This is a genomic window from Chroococcus sp. FPU101 (assembly GCF_017312365.1).
In the GTDB taxonomy this organism is placed as follows: Bacteria; Cyanobacteriota; Cyanobacteriia; order Cyanobacteriales; family Microcystaceae; genus Chroococcus.
The window spans coordinates 12,559-29,452 of sequence record NZ_BLJI01000032.1 but is presented as its reverse complement, the minus strand read 5'-3'; the positions used below and the strand labels follow the sequence as shown (position 1 = coordinate 29,452).

13 protein-coding genes are annotated in these 16,894 nt (G+C 39.8%); 10 read left to right on the top strand and 3 right to left on the bottom strand.

Going from position 1 to position 16,894, the window contains the following annotated elements; all coding sequences use genetic code 11:
- Positions 1–97 precede the first annotated feature (97 nt).
- A complete protein-coding gene (locus CFPU101_RS20110) occupies positions 98–877 on the bottom strand; it encodes a DUF1194 domain-containing protein (RefSeq protein ID WP_206817125.1) in 780 nt (259 codons plus the stop codon).
- 393 nt (positions 878–1,270) lie between these two features.
- Between CFPU101_RS20110 and CFPU101_RS20105 the strand changes: the two genes are divergently transcribed.
- From CFPU101_RS20105 to CFPU101_RS20075, 7 genes are all read left to right on the top strand, one after another.
- Positions 1,271–5,041, top strand: a complete 3,771-nt coding sequence (locus tag CFPU101_RS20105) for an ATP-binding protein (RefSeq protein ID WP_206817108.1) — start codon at positions 1,271–1,273, stop codon at positions 5,039–5,041.
- A 298-nt stretch (positions 5,042–5,339) separates the two neighbouring features.
- Complete coding sequence (locus tag CFPU101_RS20100) at positions 5,340–6,161, top strand: sigma 54-interacting transcriptional regulator (protein ID WP_206817107.1); 822 nt, start codon at positions 5,340–5,342, stop codon at positions 6,159–6,161.
- Positions 6,162–6,169: 8 nt separating this feature from the next.
- The gene (locus tag CFPU101_RS20095) at positions 6,170–7,198 is read left to right on the top strand and encodes a metal-dependent hydrolase (protein ID WP_206817106.1); all 1,029 of its coding nucleotides are present in this window, start codon (positions 6,170–6,172) and stop codon (positions 7,196–7,198) included.
- On the top strand, positions 7,195–7,983 hold the full coding sequence (locus tag CFPU101_RS20090) for a hypothetical protein (protein ID WP_206817105.1): 789 nt from the start codon (positions 7,195–7,197) through the stop codon (positions 7,981–7,983). The genes CFPU101_RS20095 and CFPU101_RS20090 overlap by 4 nt, the downstream gene beginning before the upstream one ends.
- Positions 7,984–8,088: 105 nt before the next feature.
- Positions 8,089–8,784, top strand: a complete 696-nt coding sequence (locus CFPU101_RS20085) for a response regulator transcription factor (RefSeq protein WP_206817104.1) — start codon at positions 8,089–8,091, stop codon at positions 8,782–8,784.
- 166 nt (positions 8,785–8,950) lie between these two features.
- On the top strand, positions 8,951–10,195 hold the full coding sequence (locus tag CFPU101_RS20080; RefSeq protein ID WP_242578124.1) for a hypothetical protein: 1,245 nt from the start codon (positions 8,951–8,953) through the stop codon (positions 10,193–10,195).
- Positions 10,195–10,986: a hypothetical protein gene (locus CFPU101_RS20075; protein ID WP_206817103.1), complete on the top strand. Its 792-nt coding sequence runs from the start codon at positions 10,195–10,197 to the stop codon at positions 10,984–10,986. Before CFPU101_RS20080 ends, CFPU101_RS20075 begins: the two co-directional genes overlap by 1 nt.
- 53 nt (positions 10,987–11,039) lie before the next feature.
- Here the strand turns inward: CFPU101_RS20075 and CFPU101_RS20070 are convergent, their stop codons facing one another.
- A complete protein-coding gene (locus CFPU101_RS20070) occupies positions 11,040–12,350 on the bottom strand; it encodes a calcium-binding protein (protein ID WP_206817102.1) in 1,311 nt (436 codons plus the stop codon).
- Between the two features lie 385 nt (positions 12,351–12,735).
- Complete coding sequence (locus CFPU101_RS20065; protein ID WP_206817101.1) at positions 12,736–14,139, bottom strand: TldD/PmbA family protein; 1,404 nt, start codon at positions 14,137–14,139, stop codon at positions 12,736–12,738.
- On the opposite strand from CFPU101_RS20065, the gene CFPU101_RS20060 reads away from it, so the two are divergent.
- From CFPU101_RS20060 to CFPU101_RS20050, 3 genes are all read left to right on the top strand, one after another.
- Entirely contained in the window at positions 14,138–14,527 is a 390-nt protein-coding gene (locus tag CFPU101_RS20060; protein WP_206817100.1) for a VOC family protein, read from the top strand. The two genes, CFPU101_RS20065 and CFPU101_RS20060, sit on opposite strands and share 2 nt — an antisense overlap.
- Positions 14,528–14,560: 33 nt before the next feature.
- Complete coding sequence (locus CFPU101_RS20055; protein WP_206817099.1) at positions 14,561–15,025, top strand: Uma2 family endonuclease; 465 nt, start codon at positions 14,561–14,563, stop codon at positions 15,023–15,025.
- Positions 15,026–15,254: 229 nt separating this feature from the next.
- Complete coding sequence (locus tag CFPU101_RS20050) at positions 15,255–16,874, top strand: choice-of-anchor I family protein (RefSeq protein ID WP_206817098.1); 1,620 nt, start codon at positions 15,255–15,257, stop codon at positions 16,872–16,874.
- Positions 16,875–16,894: the final 20 nt, after the last annotated feature.

The following is a 16,894-nucleotide window of genomic DNA, read 5'->3' as shown; positions in this document are numbered from 1 at the left end:
CCCTTAGATAGAAATGAATCTCAAGTTATTGATCGAGCAATACTTGAGATTATGAATTAAAGCAAATTTCGTAGTTTTTTAGTCAAAAGCTACAATATTATACTTTTTTCTTCGATTTTAAAGTCAATCCTAAACTGCCAAGAGTAAGAAGACCAAGAATCGAAGCTGGTTCTGGGGTAGTAGGACCAGGATTAAATTCAAGATCAAGTTTTTCTGTCAATGCTTCTTCATACTCCGCAAAGCTATTGGCAACGAAGGGAGTACCGCCACCTGCAGCAGCAATAGCCGCTAAATTTGATTGTCCTGTGGTACCAGTACCAACAAACAGTGTGTTAGTAACTATGTCATTTGAAAAAGCATTAGAGGCTGCTGTGACTGCTGCTGCTTGATCATTAGGAATACCATCACTAGAAAGATCGATCACTTCGGAGTCACCATCAAATGCGTTAGTTAGAATTGAGTTTGCTACAGTATTAATTGCTCCTGCTGTATTAGTACCACCACCTAATTGAGTCACCGATGCAATAGCATTAGCAAAAGCAATAGCATCAGCATTAGTCTGAATAGTTGTCCAAGTTACTTCTTCTTGTACACTAGAGGCAAATTGCCAAAAAGAAATATAGACCGTATCAACATCCCCTGTTAGAAAATTCCCAACAAAATCGTTACTAAAAATGTTGACATAAGCATCTCTCTGGAGAGCAAAATCGCTAGAGCTAACACTGCCTGAGCCATCGATCACCAAACCAATTTCTAGAGAAGCAGCTAGTAAAGATTGAGCAGGGGCTAAGATGCCTAAAGTCATTAAAGATGAGACTAACGCTGTTTTTACAGATGATCTGACTGAGAGAGATTTGCTAAAATTTGTGGGAAACATGATTTTTTAGACAGAAATAAGTGTTTGATTTGAGATTATGACAAATTTGACTGAATGCCTTCAAAATTGTCTCCTCATTTATACAATGAAAAATAAGAATACGCAATAGTATCAAAAAAAATCATAATTTTTGGGAGCGTTATCAATTAATCTTAAAGAGTCATGATTTATGTCATACCAATTAAAATTGCGTACACGGCAGATGAACTAGACTCAGAAGAGTTGTTTAGCTCTCTCTAGTCCTATTATCGGCTTAGTCTATGCCAGTTCGACACCAAGACATTCTTAGCCAGTACAAATTTAAAGATACCCAACAATTAGCATTTAGCAACGGTTATCATTGCAGTAATGGGTTGCCATAGAGTTGTTTAAAGGCGGAGAGAAGCACCTGTAATGCCAAAAGCGGAATCAAAGGCTGAGAAGATTTTTTCGGGCGGAGGCGAAATGGGGGCTTTAATGCGTTCCTTCGACTGGTCAAAAACCCTACTCGATTCAGTGGAAAAATGGCCTCAAAGTTTACGCACAATTGTTAGTGTTTTACTAAATTCCCGTTATCCGATGTTTATTTGGTGGGGAACAGAATTAGTCGCACTCTATAACGATGCCTATCGGCCAATTTTGGGAAATAGTAAGCACCCTTATTTTTTGGGGAAGTCTGCTAAAGAAATGTGGGCGGAAATTTGGGATACTTTGGGGCCGTTGACCGAAATTGTCATGAAAACAGGTGAACCTACGTGGTCAGAAGATTTGCTGCTACTCATGAACCGCTATGGCTACTTAGAGGAAACCTACTTTACCTTTTCTTATAGTCCAGTGCGCGACGAAACTGGCGGCGTAGGTGGGGTTTTTTGTGCTTGTACGGAAACCACAGAACGGGTGATTGGAGAACGGCGGTTACAAACGCTACGGGATCTCGTCGCCAAAACCGTAGAAGCCAAAACCGTAGAAGAAGCTTGTCATAAAGCTACTGCTACTCTGGCACTGAATAATTATGATATTCCCTTTGCGCTACTTTATCGTGTTGAAGACGACCAACAAGCTCATTTAGTCAGCACAACAACCAACATCACACCAGAAACGATCGCATATATACAGCCACAAGATATTTGGCATTTGACCGAGGTAACACGTACAAAAACCGCCACTATGGTCAGTAATCTTACTCAAGAGTTAGGGGAATTACTGAGAGGAGCTTGGCCCGATGCAACACATTCGGCGTTGGTGATGCCGATCGCTCAAGCGGGACAACAACAATTAGCCAGTATACTGGTTTTGGGGATTAATCCACGACGAGCGTTTGATGATGAATATCGAGGTTTTTTTGATTTAGTGGCTAGTCATATTGGAACAGCGGTCGCTAATGCCGATGCCTATGAAGCCGAACGCCGACGCGCTGAAGCCCTAGCCGAATTAGACCGTGCCAAAACGGTTTTTTTTAGTAATGTTAGTCATGAATTCCGAACACCCCTCACTCTAATGCTCGGCCCCTTGAGTGATGTTTTAGAGCATTCAGAAAACCTGTTACCTAACGACCAAGAACAACTCAAAATAGCCTACCGCAATTCCCAACGTTTACTCAAACTCGTTAATACCCTGTTAGACTTTTCTCGTATTGAAGCAGGTCGCATTGAAGCGGTTTACCAACCGACTAATCTTGCTTTATTTACCGCCGATCTCGCGGGTATTTTTCGAGCCGCGATCGAAAGGGCAGGGTTACGCTTAATAGTAGACTGTCCCCCATTGCCATCGCCTGCATACGTGGATCGTGAGATGTGGGAAAAAATTGTTTTAAATTTGCTCTCAAATGCTTTTAAATTTACCTTTGAAGGTGAAATCGCCGTTGTTTTGCGCTCAGATGCTCGTCAGATTACGCTACAAGTACGAGACACAGGGACAGGTATTCGTGCTGAAGAATTGCCTCGGCTCTTTGAACGGTTCCATCGCATCAAAGGGGCAAGAGGACGGAGTTTCGAGGGTACAGGAATTGGACTGGCATTAGTACAAGAGTTAGTTCATTTGCATGGCGGTACAATTGAGGTGAGTAGCATTGTTGATCAAGGAACGTGTTTTACTGTCTTTATTCCGACTGGATACGCTCATTTACCCTCTGAACGCATCCAAACCGCAACCACGTTAAAAGCGGCTCCTGTGAATGAAGAATTGTTGCGCTGGTTACCTGAAACCCTCCAGAGTGCGACATCGATAGATACTGAACTGTCCTTAGCGATGAGAAGCTCAATTCAAACAGGGCGAATCTTATTGGCAGATGATAACGCTGATTTAAGAGAATACACAAAAAGGCTTTTAGGTCAATATTATGAAATTGAAACGGTCGCCGATGGAAAAGCGGCTTTATCATCGATTCGTTACTCAAAACCAGATTTAGTGATCACCGATGTTATGATGCCGAAACTCGATGGCTTTGAATTGTTACGGCAACTGCGATCGGATTCACAAACCAAAGATTTACCGATTATTTTGCTCTCAGCGCGCTCTGGTGAAGAATCTAGAATTGAAGGTTTAAACGCGGGTGCCGATGATTACTTAATTAAACCCTTTTCGGCTCGTGAACTCCTAGCACGGGTGGAAGCAATCTTTAAATTGAGTCGTCTTCGCCAACAAACACAGGAGATTTTACAAATTAATGAACAGCGTTTAAGAATTGCTCAATTAGCCTCGCAGACGGGTACTTGGGATTGGGATTTAAAGAAAAATATTGTATTTTGGTCGCCAGAGTATTATAAACTTTATGGAATCGATCCAACAACACCCGCAACCTATAAAAACTGGTTAGAAACAGTTTTAGAAGAGGATCGTGATTCCTGTATTCAAGCGATCCAAAAAGCCCTAGAACGTAAACAAACGAGTCTTATCTTTGAATTTCGCATTCGTCACCCAATCCTCGGTTTAAGATGGTTTGCTTCCCGTAGCCAAATTTTTTATGACTCTGAGCAACAACCGATACGAGCGATCGGTATTTCGATTGATATTACAGAACAAAAGCACATTGAGGAAGCCTTACGAGAAAGTGAACAACGCGCCCAACTTGCCATTCAAGTCAGTCGTATAGGGACTTGGCGATACAATTTAGAGACAAATATGGTTGAATTCGATTCCAGAATGTGTGAGATCTGGGGTGTGCCAGTTAATACAAAAGTACTTTCTCTAACAACGGTCATGGAACAAATTCACCTAGACGATCGTCCTCATGTTGAGAGTGCCATCAACGCAGCACTTGATCCAAGTTCGTCGGGATTGTATGAGGTTGAGTATCGCATTATTTGGCCCGATGGAACCGAGCATTGGGTGTTTGCGAATGGTCAAATACTATTTGAGAATGAGAGAAGATCTCGTTATCTCGTAAATTTCTTTGGCACTGCTCTTGATATCACAGAACGCAAACAAGCTGAAATTAAGATGCTTTCTAAAACACAAGAAGTCGAGCAATTGAACACTCATCTGAGTAAATCCACTGCTGAGTTAGCCCAACGCAACCAAGAGTTAGATCGTTTTGCCTATGTTGTTTCTCATGATCTTAAAGCTCCTTTACGTGCTATTACCAATCTTTCTACATGGATCGAAGAAGATCTAAATGGTCAAATCCCAGAAAATACGGAACATCAATTACAACTTTTGCGGCAACGAGTACATCGTATGGAATCTTTGATCGATGGACTGCTAGTTTATTCGCGGGCGGGTCGAGTTGAGGTTGCAGAAAAAATGACTGATGTCGCTCAGTTAGTCAATGATATCATCGATTCATTGATGCCGCCATCCACGTTTACAATTACGACTCAGCTTGCCTTACTCCCTATTATTACTAAACAATTACTTCTATCCCAAGTCTTTTCTAATTTGATCAGTAATGCCATTAAACACCACGATCGCAACGATGGACGCGTTGATATTACTGGAGTAGACAAGGGTGATTACTACGAATTTAGCATCTACGATGATGGGCCTGGCATTGCCGCCAAAGATCACGAAAGAATCTTCGAGATTTTTCAAACCCTCAAGTCTCGTGATGTTCAAGAAAGTACGGGAATTGGTTTATCGATCGTCAAAAAAATTATTGAAACCGAATCAGGTTCGATTCGTGTCGAGTCCGAATTAGGTAAAGGCACGACTTTTCGCTTCACTTGGCCTGTCTCTAAGAAATCCTAAAATCTACGTGATAATTACACGTTAAGAATTCAGTATTTTTCCTGATGACATCATAATGTCAATTTTTCATAATATTTAAAATTAAACTTTTTAATACTAAATCATCCTAGCTGCAAATCCTAAAAATCCTTTTTTTGTTTCATTCTCATTAATTTAATTCTTGATTTATTGCTTTAGTTAAAAAATATTAAGAATTAAAAAATATCCAAAATTTGTGGTATGTCCTCGAAAAGAATCTTAATTAGATCCTTAGATATGACGCAAATTAATCTACGACTCATTTTTTAAGGGAAAATAGATGATTAATTCTAACACTCATTTCGCCTCAGATCTTTTTACCAAAGTTTGTCAAGGAATTGAACAAAAAATTTCAATTTTAGTAATAGGAGAAGCGGGGATGGGGATGGAAGAACTCGCACAACAAATCCATCAGTCTTTTCTTAAACAACGCCAAACCATTATAGCCAGTTATAAAGGAGGACGAAAAACCTTTTTCCAGAATATCGCTAATCAACTGAATATACCTTTAACCGATGAAAGAGATAAATTTTTGACCATTGAGCAATTACAAACTGAAATTAATCTGAATCTTACTCGACAAGCACTGTTAATTTTTCCTCACGCGGAACGTCTCACACCAAGTATTCGCTTTTGGATCGAAGAAATGATTGCTAAAGGTGCAGTTATTGTACTTTTCGCCCTCAAAAATTTAAAGAAAGATATTTTCTTACAAATGGTCGATCTTGAATTAGAGTTTCCCAGTGATCAGTATATTCGTCAAGTCATGGCCCAAGAAGCTGAAAATAAGGGTTTAGAACTATCAGACTCGCAACTGGCACAACTACAACCCCAGGCGGGCAAAAATCCACTTTTAGCTAAACAAGTCATAGCCAGACAAGCTTTAGGAGTTGCCCATAAAGCTAAACCCAATCATACCCAATATATCGTGATTATGCCTGCCATTATTGGGGCTTTGCTGTGTGTGGGAATGCTGAGAATGATTGGTTTAGGCACTCATAATCGAGGATTGTACATCACAAGTGGCTGTGGCGTGATGGCAATTATGATTCTACAGCAAATTAGCCGCACTAAAGGCCCAGGTAAGGGTTTAGGAGAGTAATAAAATTTATGATGGCTTTAACCCATGGCATGATTGCAGCCGCAGGAACCTCTTTTATCCTAGATACCGCCGATCCAATTGTATTATTTTCTGCGATCGTTGGTTCACAATTACCTGATCTTGATACCAGTCGTAGTTTAATCGGTCAAATCTTTTGGCCAATCGCTCGTTGGTTTGAAGCGCGATATCCTCATCGTACCATCACTCATTCTGTCTTAGCCACTGGTCTAATTATTCTATTTTTATTTCCCATTGCTTATCATTTAGGTAACCTTGAGCTTGGTATTGCGATCGCTTTGGGTCATTTTTTAGCCTCTTTCTCCGATTGTTTTACAAAAAAAGGTGTACAATTGTTCTGGCCTGCTCCTTATTGGGTTTATTCGGTTCGTAACCCCTATCGTCGTCTCATTACAGGTAGTCCTGCTGAATACTCAATTGTTGTAGCGGCAACTGCTTTATTATTATTGGGGATGTGGTCTGCTAGTGAAGGTGGAATCCCGCAATTAGTAAGCTTGCATCTGGGACTCAAAGAAGGATTATTCCAAGTTTATAACCAATACGCTTATACTAACGAGATATGGGCTGATATTCATGGGATAACACATGGCGATCGCGCACCGATTCAAGGTCGTTATCTGATCATTGGTACAGCAGATAGTGAATTTATCTTAACAGACGGACAAGGCATCTATAAAACCGATCAACAGATCATACCCACTCATTTAATAACGGAAGTTGGAAAACCTGCCATCACCCAAGCAGAAACCGTTATGTTTCACGATGAGGCGATTTTACCCCGTTTACAAAGTCTAGCCCAACATTACCCAATTGAGCGAGTTTGGTTAAGTGGTGAGTTAAAAGTCGATCTCAGTGAGGAAATTAAACCTATTGTAAACATCGATCAATATACGACGCTAACGGTTTCGGGTTCAACCGTCAAACTCAGTTACCATCCGCTAAAACTTGCATTACAGGATCTTAAGGATCAGTACGGAACAGGTTTTTTAACGGTCAAAATAATTATCCCACAACCATGAGTATCTATAATTTAGTGGGTTGGGCAGCTTTAGTGAGTATTGTTTGGGGTGCAAGTTTTGTGTTTAATGAACCCTCACCATCTCCCCCTAACCCGTCTCCTGTACTTTCTCCTATTCCGACTCCAACAACGTCCCCGCAGCACAAAATTATAGTTACAATTACTTCATTAAATGATCTCAAAATCAAAATCGGCGATCGGATTCAACCTGATACGATTATTGCGGATCATCCAGTAGAAAGACAAGAACTCGCCACCAAACAACAGCAACTCGAAGCAAAAATCACTCAACTAAGTTTACCGCTTCCTCTAGTTCCCTCTCCAGTTCTCCCCAATTTGGCATCTGAAGAAATAGCCCTACGTCAAGCTAAACTCAAACTAGAACAAATTAATCAAAAATTGAATGCAGGTTCTCAGTTACAGTTTAAACAGCTTGAATTAAGTGCTATTTTTGAATCTGAAGAAATCGAACAATACAAGCAACTGCAAGATCAACAACACCATGCTAGATTAGAACTAGAAGCCGCGATCGCAAGGCTTGATGAAGCCAAAAACCGTTATGATCAGCAACAAAACGAATATCAATTACGTTTAGCCGACTATCAAACCCGTATTTTGCGACAACAAGACGAATTGGCTTTACTTCAAAATCAACTGAAAACTCTTAGAGATCAACATCATACGGAAGTTGTGCGATCGCCATATTCGGGTCAAGTTCATCGCATCAAAGTCATTAAACAACAGGATCAAAATATTACCGTAGAAATTATTTTACTTATCCCGTGATCTTGTAAAAACCTGATATACCGCCTCTTTACTATCGATCTCCCTACTTGTGGGACTAAACTCGTATAATGGGATCAATGACAAGCCTAGCCGCAAGCTTAAACCATGCCTAAAACAGCTAAATTATTACTGGTTGATGATGAACCTGGAGTCCGAGAATCTGTTCAAGCCTATTTAGAAGATAGCGAAGAATTTGATGTTGAGGTCGCCAGTAATGCTAATGAGGCGTGGGAATATCTGCAAAAAGATACGCCAGAGTTAGTCATTTCGGACATCATGATGCCTCAAGTCGATGGATACCAATTTTTAGAGAAACTCCGCAATGATGCGCGTTTTCAAGCGATACCAGTGGTTTTTTTAACGGCTAGAGGGATGACAAGCGATCGGATTGAGGGCTATAATGCGGGTTGTGATGCGTATTTATCTAAACCCTTTGATCCAGACGAACTTGAAGCCATTGTCAAAAATTTATTAGAACGTCGTCGTGTTAATACCCAAGCAAACAGCGAAAGTGCTAAACTCGAAGAAATTGCCCAAGAAATCAAAGAAATTAAACAACAACTTGGACAGCAACAAAGCTTTACAACAACCCCTTCACCAATCAAAATTGATCTAACTCCCAGAGAACAAAGTGTTTTAGACTTAGTGGCTGAAGGTTTGATGAATAAAGAGATTGCTAGTCGTTTAGATACCAGTGTCAGGAATGTTGAAAAATATGTTAGCCGTCTTTTTAGTAAAACTGGAACAAACAGCAGAACTGAATTAGTTCGTTTTGCCCTCAAGCATGGTTTAACCAAATAACTTTTTTGCTTAAATTGAGAGAGTAATTTTATCGTTGCTGAATTAGTTGATACTGCAATTTGATAGATGACAGATTGAAACCTGATTAAAAACCTAATTTCATCCTGATTTCATTTTTCTTTTTTAGACTGAACATGATAACAGGATTTAACTCGCTAATCTTACCATGCGACATCAACGATTTAAGAAAACCTCTCTTTTGATTAGTATTCTTGTATTAAACACAGGATTTTTACTTGATTCAGCAGTTGCCCAACATCAAAATCATTCGGTTCCTCAGATAAATAGCCCGACATCCGAACCGAAAAGCTTACCATCCGTACCAACATTACCCAGTTGGATGAATAATAAAAGTAAAAATCATATCTATCGCAAACGTGGTATTTATAATGATGCTGTCTATAACCTTAAACCCCTTGCCTTAGATTTGAATGCTGTTGCGGTTGGTCATGCGTTAGCCTATGAGGATTTAGTAACAGGAAAAGAAAAAGAATTAGAAACCAAAACTTTTGATCGCATCAACTGGGTACTGAAAAATCCACCTCGTTTTATGCCCGATGAAGCGAATATCTCACCAACTTTCGGACGCAAGTATGGTGTTTTAGAACAAGTGTTCGACTGGGCGCATATTCTTCATGCCCAAACCGTCGATGTTTTAGTCAGTACCAAAATGACGGAAGCGGAAAAAGAAGCAGAAATTGATCGCTTGTATGAATTTTATGTCAAAAATGTTCCCTATGCGATTACAGGTCTACCGATGAACATGGGTTATCTGGATGAACAACCCTACTCAAAAGCATTTCGTCAAGAATACAAAAAAGTAAACGGTCTATTTTGGGGCTATCACTGGTTGCAAGGTAGTATGTACGATATGCTGTACGGCAAAACTTTAGAAGAACAAAAAACAGCCTATGCAACTGTCGGTAAGCAATACCACGAAGTAGAATTATACAGAACTGACCGCACATTTATGCCGATGTTTGCTGAAGTTAGTCCACGCTTTTCCCAACGTTTCCCACAAATTGCCAATACTTTCGATAACCTGCATATGTTACATGACATGATTAACGATGTCCTTGCGTCAGACTCGATGAGTGAAAAGCAAAAAGAAGAACAGATTAAACGGGCAATTTGGTTAGTAATGGCGAAAAATCATGAGGGAATGGAAGCGGGACAAAGCTATGATAATGAATTACATGATCATCGTTTTATGCCTGGTATGCCTGGTATGGGTTTAATGCCTGAAGGAACTGAACATCAAGGACATGGTAATCATTCAGTCCATCAAACGTCACCCACCCCACAACCAACGATGAATCATGATGGTCATTGGATGCCAAATATGACACAACCCACCCCACACTCCATACAAAAACCTGTAGAACCTGCAACATCTAAGCCGAAAAACTAATGAAATCACATAAAATATTATTTTGGGGAGTGATATCTACCACTATTTTAGCTATCCATCCCTCTCTTGCTGTCGATCATAATAATCTTGATGCAGGTCGTCCACTGTCTTTTGATGATGCAGAAAGTCTAGCTTATCGTGAACAGTCAATTGAATTTGGTGCAGGATTAAATATACCCAGTCATCGTAGTGTTGGGGGATCTTTTGATATTGAATATTTGTATGGATTTGCCCTTAATAGTCATCTAGTCATCGGGATCAATCCTAGCATTGGTGGTAAAGCAGATACGGATAATACGGATTTTGATGTGGGTAATTTATCCGTTGGGGTGTTCCATAACTTCAATCGAGAGTATGATAACATACCAGCATTTGCCATTCGGGGTGATGTAGGTTTACCGACAGGACGAGCTGCGCGGGGAGTCGATCTACGTGTTAGAGGAATTGCCAGTAAAACAGTCGGACAATATAACCGTCTACATCTAAATTTGGACTTGAATGTAAAAACCGATGTTGATGGTGAAGAACGATCAATCATTCCCAGTTTAATTTTAGGCTATTCTAGACCGTTTGGCTATCCTAAACGTTTTGACAGAACCTTTTTAGCTCAGATGGGGGTTAGAGCGAGTCAGGACACAGAAGGAGGAGCTATTTTAATAACGGGTGTAGGTCTTCGTCAGCAAGTCGGATTAAGAAGTGTGATTGACGTTGGTTTAGAGGGGAATATTGCGACAGGTGCGGGTGAACGTAGTGAGTTACGCTTTAAGGTGGGTTATTCTTTTGGGTTTTAGCATTCTTTAGTAGATGAGGGTTGAAGGTTGTCCTTCTTCCCTCTATATATGTGCTAACCAATATATCCTTGAATATAAATATTGTTGGCCGTTAAAGCTAAACCCGTTGATAATTGGGCGAGTTGAACTTGTGCGGCACTACCTATACCATCAGAATCAAAGTATAAGGCACCTGTGCCACTATTGTAGATAAAACGATCGTTACTATCCATTGCACCAGAACCAATCACAAAGCGATCGCTACTCAGGGTTGTCCATTGATCTAAATCATTTCCGAATAGATAGCTACATTCAATCATATCCTGCGACACGTTAAAGTCTTGAATCGTATCAATGCCTTCTGAGGGAGTCCAGAAACTGAACCAATCTTGTCCATTATCGCCATAGAGGACATCATTACCAAAGCTACCAGTAAGGAAATCATTCCCCTCACCACCACTCAAGAAATCATTGCCATTACCACCCCCTAAATCATCATTTTCCCCTTCGCCATAAATCGTATCATCCCCATCACCGCCGTACAGGTAATCATTTCCAGAGTAACCCCAGATCCAATCATTACCAGCATCAGCAAAAACTTGATCATTACCTGTCCAGCCATCTAGAGAATCATTACCATTCCCTCCATTGAGGCTATCATTACCATCAGCCCCATATAGATAATTGTTGGCTTCATTACCTGTGATGATATTATTTAACTCATTACCATTTCCACGACTGGTTAGACCAACCAAAACCAAATTTTCAACATTCGCACCCAAGATATAAGCATTAACAGTTGTCCTAACGGTATCTGTTCCTTCATTGGCATACTCAATCACATTATCTAAAGAAGCGTTATTCACAATATAGGTGTCACCGTCTAACCCACCATACATATAATCATTGCCATCACCCCCATCGAGATAATCCCAACCTGTTCCACCCCCTAAAGTATCATTATCCGCTTCACCATAAAGAGAATCAGATCCATCACCACCATAGAGATAATCATTTCCAGTCCAACCTAGTAGGGTATCACTACCCGCATCACCATTGAGATAATCATCGCCATTCCAACCATCTAAATAATCGTTGTTTTCTCCTCCAAAAAGAGTATCATTTCCATCACCGCCATTGAGGGTATCATTTCCCCAACTACCTGATAGGGAATCATTTCCTGCTTCACCATACAGGGTGTCATTTCCCCAACCTCCATATAGAGAGTCATTACCTGTACCACCATAGAGTACATCATTGCCCCAATCACCCGAAAGCGTATCATTTCCACCATAGCCATACATTTGATCGTCTTGTGTGGTTCCAGTAAGATTATCGTTACCACTCCACCATAAAAAGGGATCAGTACCTTTAATAACTGCCATAATCTTGACTCCTTCTTTTGAAAAAATGGATAGATAGAAATAGTTACCGAAAACAAAACTACAGTTTATTCCTCAAAAAACCACCTATCTCCTCAAAAAAGACTTATCCTACATGAGATCCTTTGAGAAAATAAATCATTTTGTTGTAGGATAATTCTTCCTCAAAAAACAAGAGATTTATCTAATAAAGTCTCCCTTTCTAGGAAAAATGGTTAGGAAATTAAGTTTTTTGTCACCTGAATATTAAGATAAACTTGAGTAGCTCGAACAATTAATAGGAATGTAACCAGTTGTTTTGTTTTTGGTGTTCCAATTTCTATTAGTCTTTAATTTAAGAGCCAATCGAGAAGAAGTAGGGAAGATCAAAAATTTTTAGTTATTAATTTTATTCATCCACAGCTTCACCACCAACGACCACATCACGAATGCGTAGACTCGGCCCCCCACAACCGACAGGTAAACCGCTTTGTCCACCTTTACCGCATCCTCCCGACTCATCCCAATAAAAATCATCTCCGATCGCTTCAATATTGGCTAGAGTCTTAAATACATTCCCAGAAAGAGTTACATCTTTGACAGGTTCAGCAATCTTACTATCTCGAATCATCCATGCTTCCCCCGCACTAAAGGTAAACATTTCCCCGTTAGTCATGCCACCTTGCCAGTTTTTCGCGTAAACTCCCTCTTTAATACCCGAAAACAAATCAGCAACAGGAGTTTTACCCCGTTCGATCCAAGTATTCGTCATCCGTACAATGGGTACATAATGATAATTTAGACAACGTGCATTACCAGTCGGATTTTCTCCTAATTTTCCTGCGGTTTCACGAGAATGTAAACGTCCCACTAAAACCCCATCTTTTATTAGTTGGGTTGTGCTTGCTGGTGTTCCTTCATCATCATACAAATAACTGCCGCGATGTCCTTCGGGGGCCGCACCATCAAAAATTTGTAATTCATCTGTACCAAATCGCTTACCCATGCTCATCACTTCGAGTAAATCAGGATTTTCATACAGCATATCGGCTTCTGAGAGGTGACCAAATGCCTCATGAACGAATAAACCTGTAAGAATAGGGTCGATGACGACTGTATAAGTATTACCCTTGACAGGGGGCAAAATCAGGGATTCTACGGCACGTTTAGCGGTCTTCTCCACCTGTTCATCTAAATTCATTAAATCTTCGTAAGCTTTGCGAGATCCAGTTGTTTCTCGACCACTTTGTACAAGATCACCGTTTCTTGCAGTTGCTGAAAAACGCATTTCAAGATCGGCCCAAGTTTGTTCGATCAGTGTCCCTTCTGAAGTAGCTAGAATAATATGTTGGGTACTATCGCCATAACGAACCGATGTCGTCGTAATTTGATGATTGTAGTGACGTAGCATCTCATTGTAGCGATCGCATAATTCTTTCTTTTGAATCAGAGAAACCAAGCGCGGATCAGTTCCCGTCAAAGGTAGTTTACAGGATATTTGTACAGGTTCAACAGGTGCAAGGATGGTTTCTTCTTCTCCGACTAATCTAGCAGCAGCGATCGCATCTTCAATTCGTTCCGCTAGAGTCGATAATTGATTAAAGGTTGCAAATCCCCAACCTCCTTTATAACACGCTCTGACTTGTCCCCCGATTGAAATGCCTTCGGACAGGGTTTCTACTTTATCTCCTCTGAGTAAAATATTAGTCCCTTGTCCTTCTTCTATACGGATGGTGAGAAAGTCTACTCTATGTTTATAACGGTTTATTAAATCAGTCAGTAAATTTTTGCTATCAACCAAACGATGAATCATGGAATTTCACTATACAAAAGCTTTTGTGACTTTGGCTGCTCTGGATTTTGATCAGTTAGTACAATTCTATCAAAAACTACTGAACCAAAAGCCTAATCCTTATATTTCTTCAGTTTATGCAGAATTTCAACTCAAGGGTTTAAATTTAGGAATCTTTAAACCGAAAGCAAGTCATCAACAAGAGTTTGCTAACTCCTTTGGAAGTGGGATGAGTTTGTGTTTAGAAGTGGAAAATATAGAAGATGCGATCGCTCATTTAACGATAATGGGTTATCCACCAACAGGTGATCTTACCCTTGCTTCTCATGGCAAAGAAATTTACGCTTATGATCCAGATGGAAATCGTTTAATTTTGCATCAAGGACTTTCAAAAATCCTAAATCTATAATAAAGACAGTTTAACTTTATCTCAATTCTCAAGATGCGAACCTTAGCTAAATGGTCAGTTGAAGATTATCACCGCATGATTGAAACAGGAATTTTAGTTGATCGTCGCTTAGAATTAATTGCAGGAGAAATCTTAGAAATAACCCCAGAAGGCCCGTTACACCGATATGTGACAGATAATGCTGCTGATTATTTACGTTCGCTCTTACTGGGGAAAGCTAAAATCTATGAAGCGCATCCAATCACTCTATTAGATTCTGAACCCGAACCCGATATAACTATTGTACGTCTTAGAGCCGATCATTATCGAACTCGTCATCCTTTTGCTGAAGATATTTACTGGTTAGTCGAGATCTCTGATAGTACTTTAACAGCAGATTTAGATCAGAAAAAGAAAGTTTATGCACGTGCAGGTATTCTTGAAAATTGGGTAGTTAATCTCAAATCTCAGTCAGTGAAAGTTTTTCTACAACCTGAAGGAGAAGAGTATCAGAGTTAGACAGAATATACCCAAGGTGTAATTTATTCTAGTGCTTTTCATAATATTCTAATTTTTGTGGCAAGAATTCTAGGTAATTGATGATTAAGGTTTAAAATTACGAATTTAAGTGATTAAAATTAAGATTAATATCAAATTTAGCTACTTTACTCTAAAATTAACCGATTCTTTAGCTTCTCTTAAAATTAACCAGCGATGCTAAACGAGAAATTTATTTTTAGAACTGATCATGTCTCGTTTGATTTCTCGTCTTCTTCCTGTGTGGGGAACTACAGCAGTTATTACACCTCTATTCTTAGGAACCTTTGCCGATCAATCTTTCGCTTTAAACCTGAGCCGTTTAGGAACATATGTATCACCTTCGGGAGAAAGTGCCGCCGAAATTTCTGCATATGATCCCATCAGTCAAAGTCTTTTTGTTACTAATGCGTCTACGAATTCCATTGATATTTTAAATATAAGTAACCCTAGAACTCCGTCATTAGTTTCCAGCATTGATCTTAATCCCTATGGTGCGGGTGTAAACAGTGTTGCGGTGAAAAATGGTTTAGTTGCGGCGGCAATTGGATCAGATCCCATAACCGATGTGGGTACAGTTGCCTTTTTTAATACTACAGGTAATTTTCTTAATTCGGTGACTGTGGGTGCATTACCTGATATGTTAACCTTTACCTCAGATGGTTCAAGAGTATTAGTTGCAAATGAAGCAGAACCCTTTCCTTTAAGTATTAATCCAACAACCGATCCAGAAGGCTCAATTAGTATTATCGACCTTTCGGGAGGTGTCGGTAGTGCTACAGTCAATACAGCAGGTTTTGCTGGATTTAATAGCCAAAAAGCCGCATTAGAAGCAGCAGGAGTACGATTATTCGGTCAAAACGGCAATGCAACCGTAGCAGAAGATGTTGAACCCGAATACATTTCCATTTCCCAAGATAATCGAACCGCTTACATTTCTCTACAAGAAAATAATGCGTTAGCTGTTTTAGATATTGATAGCGCAACCATTACGGATATTTTGCCCTTGGGTCTAAAAAATTACAATACATTAGGGAATGGTTTAGACGCGAGTGATCGAGATGGTGGGATTAATATTCAAAATTGGCCAGTTTTTGGGATGTATATGCCTGATGCTATTGCCACTGTTGAAATTCACGGTCAAACTTATATTATCACAGCCAATGAGGGAGACGATCGCGGTGAAAATGTGCGGATTAAAGATATAACTTTAGATCCGACTGTCTTTCCAAATGCAGCACAACTTCAAGAGGATGAAAATCTAGGACGTTTGAATGTATCTAGTGTTGATGGCGATCTTGACGGAGATGGCGATTTTGATCAATTATACGCTTATGGTGGGCGTTCTTTTTCGATTTGGGATGCTAATGGAAATTTAGTATTTGATAGTGGTGATGCTTTTGAACAAATTACAGCATCTTTAGTTCCCTCCCTATTTAACTCCGATGGAACATCCAGTAGTTTTGATACGCGCAGTGATAATAAAGGCCCCGAACCCGAAGGATTAACCGTTGGACTAATAGGCGATCATTTCTATGCTTTTATTGGTTTAGAGAGAACAGGAGGCTTTTTAACCTACGATATTACTGATCCTCTTAATCCGACCTTTGTCACTTATACTCGGACTGAGGGCGATATTAGTCCAGAAGGAGTTTTATTTATTCCCTCTCTTGATAGTCCCACAAATCGCTCTTTAGTTGTCGTGACTAATGAACTGAGTGGGACAACAACAATTTATGCAGCAACAACCCCCGAACCGACGACAGGTTTAGGTTTATTGATTTTAGGAATGGGAGGAATCTTGTTTAAACTTAAGAAAAAAAGATCCTAAATAATGTAAATTAGAAAAGC

Coding starts and splice junctions, on each gene's coding strand:
- CFPU101_RS20110 (WP_206817125.1), bottom strand. CDS start 877: ATGTTTCCCACAAATTTTAGCAAATCTCTCTCAGTCAGATCATCTGTA.
- CFPU101_RS20105 (WP_206817108.1), top strand. CDS start 1,271: ATGCCAAAAGCGGAATCAAAGGCTGAGAAGATTTTTTCGGGCGGAGGC.
- CFPU101_RS20100 (WP_206817107.1), top strand. CDS start 5,340: ATGATTAATTCTAACACTCATTTCGCCTCAGATCTTTTTACCAAAGTT.
- CFPU101_RS20095 (WP_206817106.1), top strand. CDS start 6,170: ATGATGGCTTTAACCCATGGCATGATTGCAGCCGCAGGAACCTCTTTT.
- CFPU101_RS20090 (WP_206817105.1), top strand. CDS start 7,195: ATGAGTATCTATAATTTAGTGGGTTGGGCAGCTTTAGTGAGTATTGTT.
- CFPU101_RS20085 (WP_206817104.1), top strand. CDS start 8,089: ATGCCTAAAACAGCTAAATTATTACTGGTTGATGATGAACCTGGAGTC.
- CFPU101_RS20080 (WP_242578124.1), top strand. CDS start 8,951: ATGCGACATCAACGATTTAAGAAAACCTCTCTTTTGATTAGTATTCTT.
- CFPU101_RS20075 (WP_206817103.1), top strand. CDS start 10,195: ATGAAATCACATAAAATATTATTTTGGGGAGTGATATCTACCACTATT.
- CFPU101_RS20070 (WP_206817102.1), bottom strand. CDS start 12,350: ATGGCAGTTATTAAAGGTACTGATCCCTTTTTATGGTGGAGTGGTAAC.
- CFPU101_RS20060 (WP_206817100.1), top strand. CDS start 14,138: ATGGAATTTCACTATACAAAAGCTTTTGTGACTTTGGCTGCTCTGGAT.
- CFPU101_RS20065 (WP_206817101.1), bottom strand. CDS start 14,139: ATGATTCATCGTTTGGTTGATAGCAAAAATTTACTGACTGATTTAATA.
- CFPU101_RS20055 (WP_206817099.1), top strand. CDS start 14,561: ATGCGAACCTTAGCTAAATGGTCAGTTGAAGATTATCACCGCATGATT.
- CFPU101_RS20050 (WP_206817098.1), top strand. CDS start 15,255: ATGTCTCGTTTGATTTCTCGTCTTCTTCCTGTGTGGGGAACTACAGCA.